This is a genomic window from Paludisphaera mucosa (assembly GCF_029589435.1).
In the GTDB taxonomy this organism is placed as follows: Bacteria; Planctomycetota; Planctomycetia; order Isosphaerales; family Isosphaeraceae; genus Paludisphaera; species Paludisphaera mucosa.
This window is the reverse complement of sequence record NZ_JARRAG010000002.1, coordinates 830506-846073: the sequence shown is the minus strand read 5'-3', so window position 1 is coordinate 846073 and position 15568 is coordinate 830506. Positions and strand designations below refer to the sequence as shown.

Annotated in this window: 12 protein-coding genes; 6 read left to right on the top strand and 6 right to left on the bottom strand. The window is 71.8% G+C overall.

All coding sequences use genetic code 11. The features are described 5' to 3' along the window. Positions 1-26 precede the first annotated feature (26 nt). The 5 genes from PZE19_RS13005 to PZE19_RS12985 are packed head-to-tail and all read right to left on the bottom strand — an operon-like array spanning position 27 to position 6935. Positions 27-560, bottom strand: a complete 534-nt coding sequence (locus tag PZE19_RS13005; protein WP_277861054.1) for a hypothetical protein — start codon at positions 558-560, stop codon at positions 27-29. Further along, positions 557-2695, bottom strand: coding sequence for an aminotransferase class III-fold pyridoxal phosphate-dependent enzyme (locus PZE19_RS13000; protein WP_277861053.1), 2139 nt, complete (start codon positions 2693-2695; stop codon positions 557-559). Before PZE19_RS13000 ends, PZE19_RS13005 begins: the two co-directional genes overlap by 4 nt. 7 nt (positions 2696-2702) lie before the next feature. After that, on the bottom strand, positions 2703-4568 hold the full coding sequence (locus PZE19_RS12995) for a hypothetical protein (protein ID WP_277861052.1): 1866 nt from the start codon (positions 4566-4568) through the stop codon (positions 2703-2705). Then, a complete protein-coding gene (gene asd, locus PZE19_RS12990) occupies positions 4522-5442 on the bottom strand; it encodes an archaetidylserine decarboxylase (protein ID WP_277861051.1) in 921 nt (306 codons plus the stop codon). The genes PZE19_RS12995 and asd overlap by 47 nt, the downstream gene beginning before the upstream one ends. Next, entirely contained in the window at positions 5439-6935 is a 1497-nt protein-coding gene (locus tag PZE19_RS12985) for a GMC family oxidoreductase N-terminal domain-containing protein (RefSeq protein ID WP_277861050.1), read from the bottom strand. Before PZE19_RS12985 ends, asd begins: the two co-directional genes overlap by 4 nt. Before the next feature lie 554 nt (positions 6936-7489). Between PZE19_RS12985 and PZE19_RS12980 the strand changes: the two genes are divergently transcribed. The 6 genes from PZE19_RS12980 (at position 7490) to PZE19_RS12955 (ending at position 14287) form a co-directional block, all read left to right on the top strand. Continuing rightward, positions 7490-7762, top strand: coding sequence for a WXG100 family type VII secretion target (locus tag PZE19_RS12980; protein ID WP_277861049.1), 273 nt, complete (start codon positions 7490-7492; stop codon positions 7760-7762). A 113-nt stretch (positions 7763-7875) separates the two neighbouring features. Then, positions 7876-8622: a hypothetical protein gene (locus PZE19_RS12975; protein WP_277861048.1), complete on the top strand. Its 747-nt coding sequence runs from the start codon at positions 7876-7878 to the stop codon at positions 8620-8622. Then, positions 8619-8834: a hypothetical protein gene (locus tag PZE19_RS12970; protein WP_277861047.1), complete on the top strand. Its 216-nt coding sequence runs from the start codon at positions 8619-8621 to the stop codon at positions 8832-8834. Before PZE19_RS12975 ends, PZE19_RS12970 begins: the two co-directional genes overlap by 4 nt. A 77-nt stretch (positions 8835-8911) precedes the next feature. Then, positions 8912-13102 carry an FtsK/SpoIIIE domain-containing protein gene (locus tag PZE19_RS12965; protein WP_277861046.1) on the top strand — a complete coding sequence of 1397 codons (4191 nt, stop codon included), beginning with the start codon at positions 8912-8914 and terminating at the stop codon, positions 13100-13102. 105 nt (positions 13103-13207) lie between these two features. Continuing rightward, positions 13208-13924, top strand: coding sequence for a hypothetical protein (locus PZE19_RS12960; protein WP_277861045.1), 717 nt, complete (start codon positions 13208-13210; stop codon positions 13922-13924). A 24-nt stretch (positions 13925-13948) separates the two neighbouring features. Continuing rightward, entirely contained in the window at positions 13949-14287 is a 339-nt protein-coding gene (locus PZE19_RS12955) for a hypothetical protein (protein ID WP_277861044.1), read from the top strand. Here the strand turns inward: PZE19_RS12955 and PZE19_RS12950 are convergent. After that, the gene (locus PZE19_RS12950) at positions 14250-15524 is read right to left on the bottom strand and encodes a THUMP-like domain-containing protein (RefSeq protein ID WP_277861043.1); all 1275 of its coding nucleotides are present in this window, start codon (positions 15522-15524) and stop codon (positions 14250-14252) included. The two genes, PZE19_RS12955 and PZE19_RS12950, sit on opposite strands and share 38 nt — an antisense overlap. Between the last annotated feature and the right edge of the window lie 44 nt (positions 15525-15568).

The following is a 15568-nucleotide window of genomic DNA, read 5'->3' as shown; positions in this document are numbered from 1 at the left end:
GGATCTCGGGGCGGGGCGGCGGCGTCTCAACGGCGCCAGTCCTTTCGGCGGAAGCAGAGGTATTCGAGGCAGATGGGGACCTCGAAGAGGAGCAGGATGAGGTTCAGCTCGCGCCCCGGCGGGAACCGCCTGTTGAACTCGGTCATGTCGGCCGCCTCGACCCAGACCCGGTGGCTCCAGCTCTGGAGCTTGTAGAAGGCCGGGATCACGGCGAGGAAGGCCGGGATCGACCAGGCCGGCAGCGCCGGCACGGCCAGGACGCACGCGAGGAAGAGGGCCAGGAAGGCGGCCGTCGCGACGGCCGCCCGGAAAGAGGCGTTGGACGCCACGGCCGCCAGGTAGGCGAGCGCCAGCCCCGCCGCGGGGGCCCACCACGCCTGCAGGCCCGCGAGCCGAGCCCCCTGCGTGACGGCCGAATAGATGCAGAACCAGATCCCGAAGAGCGCGATCAGGTGGACGACGTTGATCCCGAACTGGGAGTGTCGCCCGAGGTGCCGGGTGTAGAGCCCGGCGAAGTCGATGTGCGTCAGGCTCAGACGCGGGGCGGTTTCCGTGCTCATGGTCTCCTCTTCGTGGTCGGGAACGGGGGGATGAGTCGGCCGAGGCCGGCGGCGAGGACGCCGAGGAAGGGCCGCTTCAGGACGTTGACGATCGTCCCGCAGAGTTCCCGGACGTCCTCGGGGTCGGAGTCGAGGGGCGGGGTGATCTTGAGGGTCTCCGGCTCGCACTGGCAGATCCCCGCCAGGACGGGGAAGCGGCGATGCCGGAGCATGGCGAGCGCGTAGAGCGGGCCCAGGCGCCTGCGGAGCCGCCTCCGCAGCGGGCCCGTCGCGTCGAGCTCGATCCCGACGAGCAGCCCGAAGACCCGGACCTCGCGGACCCCGGCGTCCGCCCCGAGCCCCTCCCGGAGCCGGCGGGCGATCTCCTCGCCCGCGTCGGCGACGCGCCGCGGCAGGTCGAGCGACTCGCCCAGGCGGAGGACGTTCAGGACGGTCCGCGAGCCCAGGTCGTAGCCGAACCGCCGCCGGACCACCCCCGGGGTCGTCGAGCCGAGGGCCGCGAGCTCGGCCGCGAGCGAGTCGGAGTAGAGGGTCAGGGCGGTCGGGAACATCATGTCCGACGCCGCCTTGCCCAGCAGCAGGAGGTCGGGCTCCAGGCCCATGGCCGCGGAGCGCACGAACGGCCCGGTCCGGTACATGCCCGTCTGGACCTCGTCGACCACGAGGAGGTAACCCCGGTCGCGCCGTCGCGCGTCGAGGTGCCGGACCAGGTCCTCCGGGACGGCCCGCACGCCGCCGACGGACTGGATCAGCTCCAGCTGCACGGCGGCGAAGTCGTGCCGGTCGAGCAGGGCGTCGACCTGCGCGCGGGCGTCGGCCGCGAACGGGTCGACGTAGTGGACCTCGGGGTGGAGGGGGCCGATGCGTTCCTTGTACGACGGGTTCGCGGTCGCGGCGAGCGAGAGGAGCGTCTTGCCCCCGAAGCCGGCCTTGAGGGCGAGGACGTGCCGCCTCGGGCCGCGCGCGATCAGCGCGAGCTTGAGGGCGTTCTCGACGGCGCCGGCCCCGCTGACCGCGGGGAGCACGTTCCCCAGGCCGGTGAGCGCGCGCAGGCGGTCGCGAAGCTCGGACTCGACCTCCTCGGCCGACGACGGCAGCGCCTCGATCTCTTCGAGATACCTCGGGGGGTTGTGCCCGCGCACGCTGCACGCGACGCCGCCGACGGCGTCGTACACGCGGCGGCCGTCGACCGCGACGAAGGGGCCGTCGGCCTCGACGGCCTTGGTTTCGAACCTCGCGGCCCGGATGAGCCGGAGCAGCGTGGGGTTGTAATACCGCCCGAACGCGTCGGCGCGGCGGCCGAGGTCGTCGCGGACGGCCCTCAGGTCGCCGGCGTGCTGGGCCAGGAACTCGGGGTCGCGACGGGCCAGGACGTTCATGAACTGGAGGGCCGAGATCGTGTTCGGCTGGAACGTCGTCGAGTGGAAGGTCCCCTTGCCGAGGCGGTTCCAGGGGGCGAAGAGCGTCCTCCGGGCCGTGAACGCGCCGAAGGGGACCGCCCGGTCGGTGAACGTCTCGTCGAACACGACGACGTCCGGCGCGACCTCGTGCAGCCAGCCGCGGGGCCCGCCGCGCAGCGCGTCCAGGTCGTCCCGGCCGACGCAGACGATCACGGCCGGCGCGTGGCGGCGGATCGCCTCGCGGATCGCGTCCGCACGCCCCGCGGGGAGGTCCCCGGCCAGCACGACCAGGTCGATCGGGGCCGCGAGGTCCGCGTCGCCCAGGTCCCCCCGGGTCGCGCGGAGGCCCGGCAGGAACTCCACGCGATCCCCCCCGGGGAGGTCCTCGGCGGCGAAGGCCGCGAGGCGGTCCTCGGGGTCGACGATCCACCCGTCCGCCCGCGCCGCCGGCGCGGGGCGGTTGTAGCGCACGAGCTTGATCGCGCCGCCGAGCGCCTCGTCGAGGCTGTTGGCCAGGAACGACTGGCACTCGCCCACGTGCCAGGTCTCGCGGACGAGGCCGTCCAGGCAGTAGCAGGCCTGGGCGACGTGCGGATTGAGGTAGCACCGGAGGAAGTTCGGCTCGCGGTCGCGGAGGATCCGGGCGATCGTCTCCAGCGGCGACGACGAGGGGCGGGCGGTCTCGCGCGGCGGGATCGGCGCGGGCGCCCCGAGGGTCGGCGAAGTCGGTTGCATGCGGGCCTCAGTGGCTGTGCTTGCCGGGGTTCGTCCGGACGCGGGGCAGGGTCCGCGCGAGGTACTCGCCGAACGCGTCCCGGTGGCGGCGGAACATGAAAAGGTCGGCGGAGACGCGGTCCTCGTCCCGGAAGGGCGAGCTCGGCATGCCGTCGCGGTGGATGTATCGCAGCTGGATCTTGCGCAGGGGGAGCTGGGCCCGGGTCTCCCAGAACGTCGCGAACTCCTCGGGCGTGAAGAAGAGCTCGGTGTGCCAGGCGACGTGGCGGCTCCCCGCGTGCATGAGGAAGGACGAGACCGGGTTCTCCTCCAGCCGGTCCCAGAGCCGGCCCAGGGCGTCGCGCGGGAGTTCGAGGGCGGCCCCGGCCCCGACCCCTTCGCCGGGCTCGTCGTAGTAGCGGGAGATCGTGACCTTGGGGCTGGCGGAGTGGGCCTGACGGACCTCGACGTTGGTGGCGTCGCGGTCCCGGAGGGCCTCGAGGATCTCGCCCGCCGAGGGCCGGACGCGGGTCTCGCGGCGGACGAAGTACCGCGCCTTCGGCCTGGTCCGCAGGTAGAGCCGGAGGACGACCACGGGCGAGTTCATGTCGTAGACGTTGCGCCGGAACGCCTCGTCGTCGCGGCCGGCCGAGACGATCCCGTCGCGGATCGGGTCGAAGAAGACGACGCGGTCGATCGTGTCGGCGACCGTGGCGTAGTCGACCGACGACCCGTGGATCGGCACGAAGAAGGCCGTGCCGAGGGCGACGTACGAGTAGTTCGGGATGACGTACAGGTCCTCGCCGCGCTCGGAGAGGCGGTCGAGGGCGTCGCGGATCGTGGCCCCGGAGTCGGCCTTCAGGCGGCCGGGCCGGAGGTGGACCGTCCGTCGGAGCAGGCCGGTGGAGACGATCGTCCTGCCGGGGTGGCGATGCCCGAAATGGTTGACGCCGTTGTTGTATCCCACGACCCGGACGTGCTGGATGTTCCGGCGGTGGCAGAGGGCGATCAGCTCGCGCATCGAGCGCGGCCGCAGGGTGTGGACGTGCCAGGGCCGCAGCCGCGGCGACCATCGCGCGAGGCCGGTCAACGCCGCGCCCGCCGCCCGGCCCGCGCCCAGCCAGGCCAGGGGCCTCGACAGGGCCCTCGCGAGCCGGCCGCCGAGGGAGGCGGGCGGGCGGCGCTCGAGCATGACGCGCCAGGGGACGTTCTCGCCCAGGATCGTGTAGGTCCGCCGGCCGTGGGCCCGGGCCCGCTCCGCCTCGATCGCGGCGAACAGGTCGGCCCGATCCACGAAGCAGGAGCGGAGGCGGCGCGGCGCCAGGGGGGCGAACGGGGCGAGCCGCGTCAGGAGCCGGTCCGCGTCGGAGTTGGGGCCCACGACGTGCCCCGTGCGGATGAGCGACACGTTCGCGCCCAGGCCGCTCGCCTGGAGCTGCGCCAGGACGAGCCGCTCGGCCTCCTCGGCCTCGGGGTCGCCGAGGTGGACCGCGAAGGAGCCGACCACGGCGACGAACCGGACCGGCCATTGCCGCGCCGATTCCAGCAGGGCCTTGATCGCGTCGCGCTCGGGCTCCGAGGGGCGTGCGGAGAGGAACAGGATCAGGCTGGCCCGCCGTTCCCGCCAGTCCCAGTCGTCGGAGGCCGGGGCCCGGCCGTCGGCACCCGAGGGCGAGCCGCCGGCCCCCCCGTCGGGGAAGACGACGACCTCGTCCCCCCCGGCCCGGCCGAGGTCGTCCGCGTAATCGGCCGCGCCGGACCCGGGGCGGCCGGCGACGACGACGAGGTCGCCCCGGGGCCCGCGTCGGTCGCCGGACGCCGCCCGCGCGGCCCGGCCGGGGCCGGCGTCAACGGGGGCCGGCGGCGTGGTCGAACCGGAAGAGGGGCTGCCCATAGCGGACCTTATCGTCAGGGGAGACCAGGGGCGTCGCCGAGGGCGTCGCCGAGGTGATGAGGACGACCGTCGAGCCGAGCCCGAAGGTCCCGATCCATTCGCCCCGCCCCACGGGGGCCGGGGAATCCCATCGGTGCGAGTCGATCCGACGTCGTCTCGGGCGGAACGTGGGCGCGAGCGGCGACGTCACGTCCCCGACGCCCCAGCCCGCGACCATGACGACGGCGCACGAGCCCTCGGGGCCGGAGAGCCGGAAGATCATCCGCTCGTTCAGGGTGTACACGGGGAACTCGGGCCGCTGGAAGGGGGGATGGACCAGCAGCCGCGAGCCGGGGACGTGCGTCATCGCGTCGACCCGCCCGTCCATCGGGCTGAAGACCCGGTGGCAGTCGATCGGCGATAGGAAGACGATCGCGAACCGCCCCCCCTCGAACGCGCCGAGGTCGTCGCACGCGAGCAGCGAGGCCGCCGAATAGGCGATCCCCTTGACGGTCAGGATCCGCCCCCGCTCGACGCGGCCGACGTCCTGGACCGTGCCGTCGCAGGGGGAGAGCCACTCCGGCGTCCCGGCGGGGACGGGCCGGCGCTCGGGCCTCAGGCCCCGGGTGAACAGGGCGTTGAACGAGCGATACTCGTCGAGGGGCCGTTCCGCCTCGCCCTCGTCCAGGCCCGGCGGGTAGAGCCGCGCGTAGGCGTCCCGGAAGAGCCGCAGCCGGAGCCGTCGCGAGGGGATCGGCAGCCGGGACATCCGGACCGCGGCGACGGCCAGGGCCAGGCGCGGCAGCCCCCCGTGGATCCGGCGGGCCTGCCGGAACTGCTCGCGACGGATCGACCATCGGGAAGGGCCTGGGGGCGGCGGGCCGACGTCGCTCATAGCTCGGCCGTCACCTTGGCCGCCACCCGCAAGGCGTTGGCCATGATCGTGAGCCCGGGGCCCACCCCCAGCGAGGTCGGCATGAAGCTGCCGTCCACCACGAACACGGACGGGTCGGAGTGCATCCGGCAGTCCGGGTCGAGCACCGCGTGCGCGGGATCGGCCCCGAACCGCAGGGTGCCGCACTGGTGCGCGACGTGGTCGTGGGCCGAGTAGCCGCGCGAGATGCAGTAGACCGCCCCCGCCCTCTTGAGGATCCGCGCGACGGCGGGGGCCATGCGCCGCCGCCGCATGCGGTCGTATCGGGAGTAGCGGTGCGTCAGCCGGAGCCCGCCGTCCGGGCCCAGGGTCACCCGGTTGGCCGGGTCCGGCAGGTCCTCGATCATCCCCGCCATCGGCAAGACCCGCTCGCGCAGGAACTGGCGGACGGGCGCGGGGAGGAACGGGGCGACCTTCGCCGTCATCAGCGGCCCCGGCACGGGGAGCGACTGCACGATCCCCATCTTGTGGCGATGCCTCTTGGTCCCGAAATAGTAGTCGGTGAAGCCGAGCTGCTTGACGAACGAGGAGCCCGCGTCGGTCGCCTGCGGGAAGACCCCGGCGACGATCGCGGCGATGTGGAGCATGTAGTTCCGGCCGATCAGCGGGTGGACCGCCCCGGAGCGCTCCAGGAGCAGCGGCGAGCCGATGGCCCCGGCGGCCAGCGCGTAGCGGCGGGCCCGGTAATGCAGGCGACGCCCCGTGGTCCGGTCGATCACGGCGAGCAGGGTCGAGCCGGTGCCGGGCTCCTTGACCAGGCGCTCCGCCTCGACCTGGGTCCGGACCTGGAGCGAGTGCCCCCGGGCGACCGCCGACTCCAGCAGCGCGACCGAGGAGCCGCGCGCGCCGGTGGGGCAGACGTATCCCGCGCAGACGCCGCAGCGGAGGCAGCGCGAGCCGTCGATGGCGAGCGGCAGGCGGAACGGCCTCAGCCCGCGTCTGCGATTGGCGGCCACGATCCGCTCGTTGAGGGGGTGCAGCGGCAGCGGCTCGCCGCCGAAGCCTCCGGCCGGCTTGCCCAGCGGGCCGAAGTCGTCGTCCGCGCAGCCGGCGACCCCGTAGAGGCGCTCCGCCTCGTCGTAATACGGCTCGAGGTCGCCGTAGGAGATGGGCCAATCCCAGATCGCCCGGGGGATCCGCCGGCCGTAGTAGCGACCCGGCTGGAAATCCTGGTCGCTGGGACGCAGGAGCGCCCCGCCGTAGACGCTCGTGCCCCCCCCGAGGATGCCGCCCATGTAGAGGCGTCGGGGCGTGCCGTTGACGTCCACCTCGCGGTCGTCGAAGGGCCCCTTGTCCATCAGGGTGGCCTTCTCGTCCTGCGCCCCCGCCCCGGCGAACCGGCGGTCGCCCCGCTCGAGCAACAGGACGGACTTCCCGGCCCGGGCGCACGCGTAAGCGAACGCACCCCCACCGGCCCCGCCTCCCACGACGATCACGTCGAAATCGTATTGCAAACGGGAGCCCCCGGGCGCGTACGAAGCGGCGGCGGCCGATCTCGACCACGGCCCGCCGCGATCGGCGCCCAAGCATCGTCGTCGCAGGGCGCGGCGGATTCAATACGCCCTACGACTATTTACGGAAGCCCAACGTTATCTTCACACGGAGCCGAAAACGCCGGCCGCGGCGGCGCCCGGCTCGCCGCGCCGGCGGGGTCCTCGGTCGCGTCCGAGCCCCGGCGGGCTGGAGGCGGGAAGGTCGCGCACGTCGAGCCTGAGGCCATCCCCGCCCGAGGGCCCGGCATCCGGCGTCGAGCCGGGGGGATGGAGCGATATTCCGATCGACGCGTCCGTTTCCGCCTCCGCACGATGCGCTTTCGGGGGGGCCTGCCGGTGGAAATCCCTCCCGCGATCCCCCCATAATGGACGGCGCCCGGCGGCGCGACGCAAGGCTTTACAGCCCCCTATCAGTCCGTATACCATAAAATACGACAAATCTCAGGCGACGCGTCCCGTCGCGGCGACCGTCCCGCGTGACGAATCCGAACCCCAGGCTGAAACGAGGTCCCGGTATGGCCCAAGCCATCGCAAATCCCGAGGAGATCCGCCGCTTCGCCGCGCGGTTGAAGCAGTTCAACAACGACCTCTTGAACCAGCTCACCGTGATCCACGGGCAGGTTTCCGGCCTGGGCCAGACCTGGCGGGACCGCGAGCACGACAAGTTCGTCGAGGAGTTCGACCAGACGCTGACGGTCGTCAAGCGGTTCGTCGACACCACGAATCAGCACATCCCGTTCCTGCTCCGCAAGGCCGAACGGCTCGAAGAGTATCTCCAGCAGCGTTGAGGTCGGGCCGAAGGGGGCCGCCGGCCGCCGGCCGGAGGCCCCTCCCCGCCATCTCGCGGGCGTCGGCCGCCCGGCGTCCCGGACCCCAGACCCGCCCAGCAGGACCCAGCACCATGAGCCAGGACGCCCGAGTCTTGTCGGTCCAAGCCCTGAGGGACTTCAAGGGCTCGATGATCAAGTTCGTCGAGGAGGCGCGCGGCGCCCTCTCCGGGGTCGACATGGAGTTGCGCCGGATGCGCGACTTCCTGGAGCGCGACCAGCTCGGCTACTGGCAGATGCAGATCAAGAAGCGGTCGGAAGCGGTCATGAACGCCCGCTCCGAGCTGGCCAAGCGGCAGATCGCCGCCAAGGGCAACAGCTCGATCTCCGACACCGAGCAGAAGGAGAACCTCCGGATCGCCATGCAAAAGCTGCGGGTGGCCGAGGAGAAGCTGGCGCTCGTCAAGAAGCTGATCCCGGTGCTGCACCACGAGATCGCCGAGTACAAGTCGTGCGCCTCGCCCCTGGGCGACCACCTCTCCGGCGGCTTCGAGCGGTCGCTGGGGACCCTGGAGAAGATGGTCCGCTCCCTGGAAGACTACCTGGCGCTGCAGGCCCCGACCACCGCCCGCGACGCCCCCCTGGGCAGCTCCGCCCGGTCGGCCGAGGGCGTGAGCGCCGCCGGCCCGCGGCCCCCGCGGCCGAGGCCGCCGGAGCCGCCCCGGCCGAGTCCGCCCCCGCCCAGCCGGCCGAGGCCGCCGCCGACCGCTGAGGCCGATTCCGTCCCCGTCCCCGTCCCGAACCCGTCTGAACGCACCCCTGGGTCGATCGATCGACCCGGACCGACCGCCGCCGCGGCCGGGAGGAGGCCTCCGCCATGAGCAGCCATTCCGCCCGCATCCAGCACGCGCTGAGGGACCTGCGCGAAAAATGGGCCGTGACCACCGACGCCTGGGCCGACCAGGTCGCCCGGGATTACGAGAAGAACCACATCGCGCCCGTCGAGGGCCTGGTCAAGCGGACCATGGTCGGCATGGACAAGCTCTCGGAATCCCTGACGAAGATCCGCAAGGCCCTTGAGGAGAACGGCTGACCGGCTCCGGCACGGCCCCGCACCCCGCGACCCGCATCGCTCGATCCTGCTCACCCTGACTATCGGATATCGCGAAAATGCCCGAGTCACCGCTGGTCCAGAAAGAAGTCGCCGCGCTGACCGACCTGGAGGGCCTGATCGCCCAACGGGCCAAGGTCGAGACCGAGGTCGAGCAGAACTTCAAGCGCCGCCGCGACCGCGAGGAGCAGGAGCACCGCCAGGCCGCGCAGGAGCTCGCGGCCCGGTACAAGGCCGAGAGCGAGGCCCTCCAGTCCGAGTACGACAAGGTCCGCGCCGCCATCGTGCGCAAGGCCCAGGCCGACACCCAGGCGACCGAGGCCGAGTACGCCCAGGTCAAGCAGAAGATCGAGGCCCAGTTCAAGTCCGAGCGGGCCAAGTCGAAGAAGGCCAGCGACGAGTCGCGCTGGCAGTCGCTGGCGATGTACGAGGCCGCCCGCGACAACACCATCAAGCGCCGGAAGTCGCTGGACGACGCCCTGGCGGCGTCGCGCCGCGACCTGGAGCACCTGCAAGACGTCTCCGAGCCCGTGCTGGGCCGCTCCGCCCGGCTCGCCGGGGCCGAGATCGCCGTCGAGCCGACGACGACCGTCAAGCCCCCGCCCCCCGCCGAGGCCCCCACCGAGGACGGCGCCGAGCTGCTCGCCCCCCCCGAGCCCAAGGGCGACCCGACCAAGCTCGACCTGCTCCAGGAGGTCGTCCGCAAGATCGACGAGGAGCTGCTCGCCCTCGAGTCGCTCAAGCTCCCCAACTTCCTGAAGATCTCGAACTTCATCTGGCCCTTCCTGCTCCTGGGCGCGGCGGCGGGCGCCGGCGGGTGGTTCGCGACCGGCAACCCGACCGTGGCGGGCGTCGCGGCGGTCGCGGTCGCGGCGGCCTCCGGCGCGGCGGCCTTCGTGATGCTCAGGAAGGCCGCCCAGCCGGCCGTCTCGCGGCACTACTACCCGCTGAAGGCCTACCTGGAGGAGGGCGCCCGGCTCCAGGAAGAGGCCAAGGATTGGATCAAGACCGACACCGAGGCCCGCCAGAAGCAGGCCGACGAGCGCCGCGAGGAGAACTACCGGACCGCCGAGGAGAAGATGATGGTCCGCGTCGCCGAGGCCGAGGCCCGCATGGGCAAGGCGCTCGGCGAGGCCGACGTCGCGTATCCCGCCCGCCTCGCCGAGATCAAGCGGAAGCGCGACGACGACCTCAAGAAGGCCGAGGGCCACTACCCCCCCAAGATCCAGGCCCGCAAGGAGAAGCACGAGCAGGAGACCAAGGCGGTCCAGGACCGGATCCGCAAGGAGAAGGAGGCCACCAAGGCCGCCTACGACGCCGCCTGGGCCGACCTGATCAAGACCTGGACCGACGGCCTGGCCCGCGTCGGCGCGATCGCCGACGACGTCAACGCCGAGTCCGCCCGGCGGTTCCTCGCCTGGGACGGCCTCAAGGAGGTCGACGGCTGGCAGCCCCCCGACGAGGTTCCCCCCGCCTTGCCCTTCGGCCGCTTCAAGTTCGACCTCGGCGAGTTCCCCCACGGCCGGCCGACCGACGAACGCCTGAAGGCCGCCGGCCCCACCGAGTTCGACCTGCCGGCCTTCGTCCCGTTCCCGACCCAGAGCTCCGTCCTCATCAAGACCGGCGACCAGGGCCGGGCCGAGGCCAACCGGCTCCTCCAGAGCCTGATGCTCCGGTTCCTGACCTCGATCCCCCCCGGCAAGGTCCGGTTCACCATCTTCGACCCCGTCGGCCTGGGCGAGAACTTCGCCGCCTTCATGCACCTGGCCGACTACCAGGAACTGCTCGTCACCAGCCGGATCTGGACCGAGGCCCGCGACTTCGACCAGCGCCTGGAGGACCTCTCCGCCCACATGGAGAACGTCATCCAGAAGTACCTGCGCAACGAGTTCGAGTCGATCGAGGCGTACAACGTGCACGCCGGCGAGGTCGCCGAGCCGTTCCGGGTTTTGGTCGTCGCCAACTTCCCCAGCAACTTCAACGAGACCGCCGCGCGGCGGCTGCTGAGCATCGTCGCCAGCGGCGCCCGCTGCGGCGTCTACGCCCTGATCTCGGTCGACCCGAAGCTCCCCATGCCCGCCGGGCTCCAGCTCAAGGACCTGGAGGCGAGCTGCATCAACCTGAGCTGGCGCGACGGCAAGATGGGCTGGCGCGACGACCACTTCGGCCGCTTCCCGCTGACGCTCGACACGCTCCCCGAGTCGACCTACTACAGCAAGCTCATGCACTTCATGGGCGACGCGTCCAAGAACGCCAACAAGGTCGAGGTCCCGTTCGACTTCATCGCCCCGACCCGGGACAAGTTCTGGACCTGGGACAGCGGCAAGATCATGGAGGTCCCCCTCGGCCGCGCCGGGGCCACCAAGTACCAGCCGCTGCTGCTGGGCCGCGGCACCTCGCAGCACGCGCTCGTCGCCGGCAAGACGGGCTCCGGCAAGTCGACCCTGCTGCACGCCCTGATCGTCAACGCGGCCCTGCGGTACAGCCCGGACCAGCTCGAGCTGTACCTGATCGACTTCAAGAAGGGCGTCGAGTTCAAGGTCTACGCCGAGAAGGAGCTGCCGCACGCCAAGGTCATCGCCGTCGAGTCCGAGCGCGAGTTCGGCCTGAGCGTGCTCCAGCGGCTCGACGCCGAGCTGAAGTACCGCGGCGACCTCTACCGCGACCACGGCGCCCAGGACCTGAAGGGCTTCCGCGAGGCCAAGCCCGACATGGTCATGCCCCGCATCCTGCTCGTCGTCGACGAGTTCCAGGAGTTCTTCGTCGAGGACGACAAGATCGCGCAGGAGGTGTCGCTGCTGCTCGACCGCCTGGTCCGTCAGGGTCGTGCGTTCGGCGTCCACGTGATCCTGGGCTCGCAGACGCTCGGCGGCGCCTACTCGGTCGGCCGGGCGACCCTGGGCCAGATGGCCATCCGCATCGCCCTGCAATGCTCCGAGGCCGACGCCCACCTGATCTTGAGCGAGGACAACAGCGCCGCCCGGCTGCTGACCCGCCCCGGCGAGGCGATCTACAACGACGCCAACGGCATGCCCGAGGGCAACAACCTGTTCCAGGTCGTCTGGCTCTCCGACAAGCGCCGCATCGAGTACCTGCAGGACATGCTCGACCTGGCCAAGGCCCAGAATCGGCCCCCGGCCACGCCGATCGTCTTCGAAGGCAACCTGCCGGCCGACATCCACAAGAACCCGCTGCTCAACAAGCTCCTCGAGGTCGCCGAGTGGCCCGCCGAGTCGCCGCGCTACGAGCAGGCCTGGCTCGGCGACGCGATCGCGATCAAGGACCCGACGGTCGCCGTGTTCCGCCCCCAGTCGGGCTCGAACCTGCTGATCATCGGCCAGAACGGCGAGGCCGCCCTGGCGATGATGCTGATGGCCGGCGTCGCCATCGCCGCCCAGCACCCGCCCAAGAAGCGGACGGGCGTGAAGTTCTACATGCTCGACGGCTCGCCGGTCGACTCGTGGCTCGCCGGCAAGCTCGGCCAGCTCAAGGACTGGCTGCCCCACAACGTGACCAACGTCACCCAGCGCAACCTGGCGGCCTCGATCAACGAGATCGCCTGCGAGATCGACCGCCGCCGCGACCACGCGGGCGACGCCGACGACCAGGCGCCGGTCTACCTGGTCATCTACGACCTCCAGCGGTTCCGCGAGCTTCGCAAGTCGGACGACGACTTCGGCTTCTCCTCCAGCAGCAGCTTCGGCGAGGAGAAGGCCCCGTCGCCCGGCAAGCAGTTCGGCGACATCCTCCGCGAGGGCCCGAGCTTCGGCGTCCACACGATCGTCTGGATCGACAGCGTCAACAACATGAACCGGATGTTCGACCGCAACGCCCTCCGCGAGTTCGAACTCCGCATCCTCTTCCAGATGAGCGCCAACGACTCCAGCACGGTCATCGACTCGCCGGCCGCCGGCAAGCTCGGCGAGAACCGGGCCCTCTTCTACAGCGAGGAGGAGAACCGGGTCGAGAAGTTCCGCCCCTACAGCCTCCCCGACCCCGAGTGGGCCGCCGAGGTCAAGGCGAAGTTCGCCGCCCGCCCGGCCCCCTTCGAGCCCGAGGCCCCGCCCGAGCCCGAGAAGAAGGAGCCGCCCGAGCCGACGCTCCCCAAGGAGAACGGCTTCCACAGCCGCTACGACGACGACGCCCCCCCGCCGTTCCCCCGCTTCGAAGACATCGAGGCGCCGCCGCTCCCCCGCTACGAAGACCCCGTCGAGGCTCCCGCGGACGAGTCCAAGCCCGACGACCTCTGAGCCCCGACGCCCTTCCCCTCGGCCGGCGCCGGCGGGAAGGACGTTTTTCTTGCCGATCCGCCGATCGCGGATCCCGATCGGCCGAGGCGGCGGAAGGTCGCGGCCATGTCCTGCACGACGCGCCTGCTCTATTACCGCCCCGAGGCCCCGAAACGCCTGACGCCCGCGGCGCTGGCCGCGTTCGCCCGCGAGTTCGCGGCGTCGACGGTCTCGAAGCCCGAATACGGCATCGGTTTCCAGGTCGGGTTCGGCAAGGCGATCGACCAGGACGATCGGCCGACTTCGTGGGACGAGCCCGGATCTTGGGTCGTACAAGAGTTCGAGTACGACGCCGAGGAAGACGAATTCTCGGACCTGGCCCGCATGGCCGACGCCCTCGACGGCCTGCCCGACCGTCCGATCTATCGGGCCACGCTCCTGCTGGGGAACCTCGTCCGCCCCATGTACGAAAGCCTCTGGCGCGAGCCGTCGGCGGAGAACGAGACGCAACTCGGCTTCAACTACGGCTGGTCGCTCGAAGCGGGCCCGATCGAGTGTTTCGACCCGGCCCTCGGGCCCTTCCCGGTCGGCTGGCTGGCGTTGAACCTGGACGGGCAAGGCGATCCCTACCCCTGGACGTATCGCGAATTGATCGCCCGCGCCGAAGGGACCCCCGGCTACGCCGCCGCGCTGGACGTCTGCCGCCGCTCCTGGCCGGTGGACGGCCCGCGTAAGCCGGGCCGGAAGGTCGTCGATCAGCGCCGGCTCATGAAGGACCTTTGGCCCTACGATGACGTCCATCGACCGTCGGACTGGTCCTGGGGCCTCCAGGTCCACTGCTAACCCCTGGGCCGAGGAGCCCGCATCGTGGGGCTCGACGACCTCCTGATCCATCGCCGCTGGTGGACGTACGCGCCGCGGACCGCGACGTGGATCGAGCACGCGACCCACGGGTTCAACCCGTTCGAGGGGACGGCCTGGGTCGTCTTCGCAGGCCTGGTGCTGGCGCGGTTCGTCCGGCGGGGACGGTCGCGGGTCGAGGTCGTCTATGCGCTCGCGTTCTTCACGTTCGGGCTGACCGATTTTCGAGAGGCCTACGCGCTCGACTCCTGGCTGATCGGGATCAAGGCGCTGAACCTCGTCGCGCTCTTCGGCCTACGGGCCCACGTCATCCGGCGGTGTCATCCGGAAGGCCGGCTGTACTGAGGGTCGCCTTCCGCGTCACGATCGCCCGGCCGGGTCCGGCGCCGCCGGTGAGGAAGAGGACGGTCGGCGAATCGCCGTGGTGGCGGAGCAGGGGGCGGAGGGCCTCGGGCTTGAGGTCGGTCGTCCGGTGCTTCACGGAGACGGGGCCGAGGCGGTCGACGTCGATCAGGCGTCGCAGCTTCTTGAGGTCCAGGGGATGGACGCCCAGGATCTCGAACGCCTCCAGCCAGGGGGTGGCGAGCGGGGCGTCGGACGTCAAATAGGGCAAGTCGGCGGCGATGCGCCCCAGGCCGTGGTCGCGGGCGAACGAGTCAACGAGTCCCGCGCGCGAGAGGGCCGGGTCGGGGTCGTAGAGCCATCGCGAGGTCGGGGCGACGACCGGGTATTCGCTCCAGGGCTCGTCGCCCATGCGGTCGGTCCAGGTGACGCCCTCGGGGAGCTTCGTCGCGCGACGGCGACAGGAGACGGCGGCGCCGAACCAGACGACGGCCTCCTTGGCCTCGCCCCCCAGGCTGACGATCTCGACCTCGCACGCCTCGTCCTCGGCGAACCGGGCGAAGTCGCTCGCCGGGCCGAGCTTGATCGCGCCGCCGGGCGCCCGGCGCATCAGGGCGTGGAGGAACGCCGGGCCGGGGACGTAGCCCTCGGCGTCGACGGCCCGGCCCCGGCCCGAGGTGCGGCGGTCGGGGTCGATGTGGGCCCAGGCCCCGCCGGGGATCGGGAACGCCTCGGCCGTCGCCCGGCAGGGGAGGACGCGGCCGCCCCGGTCGTAGACGTCGGCGTTCCAGGCGACGCGCCGGCCCATCCCCTGGTCGCGGTCGACGGCCAGGACCTGCGAGCGCCCCGCCAGCGCGATCGCGTCGCCGCCGATCCCCGAGCAGAAGTCGACGACCACGTCGGCCTCGAACCGTCGGGCCTTGTGGACGGCGACCGCCTCGGCCGTCGCCTGTTCGAGGCCGACCGGGTCGAGCCACATCCGCTCCCCGCGCGAGAACTTCGCCGGGGCCTTGCGGCGGGCCTCCGCCAGCCGGATCGCCGCGGCGACGACCTCGGGCGCGGAGCCCTTCCGCCACCGGGTCAGGTCGGCCGGGCCGGGCGTCTTCACGGCCTGCACCTCGACGAGCAGGGCGCGGCCGGCGTCGGTGGAGAGGACCTGGAATTCGGCGTCGGACTCGTCCGGGGCGCGGACGCGGCGATCCTGGGTCGAGCGTCGGGCGTCGTTTTCGTAAGATGTCATGGTGAAATCGTGAGAATCCCGGACGTCGATCCGTCGCCCCTCGG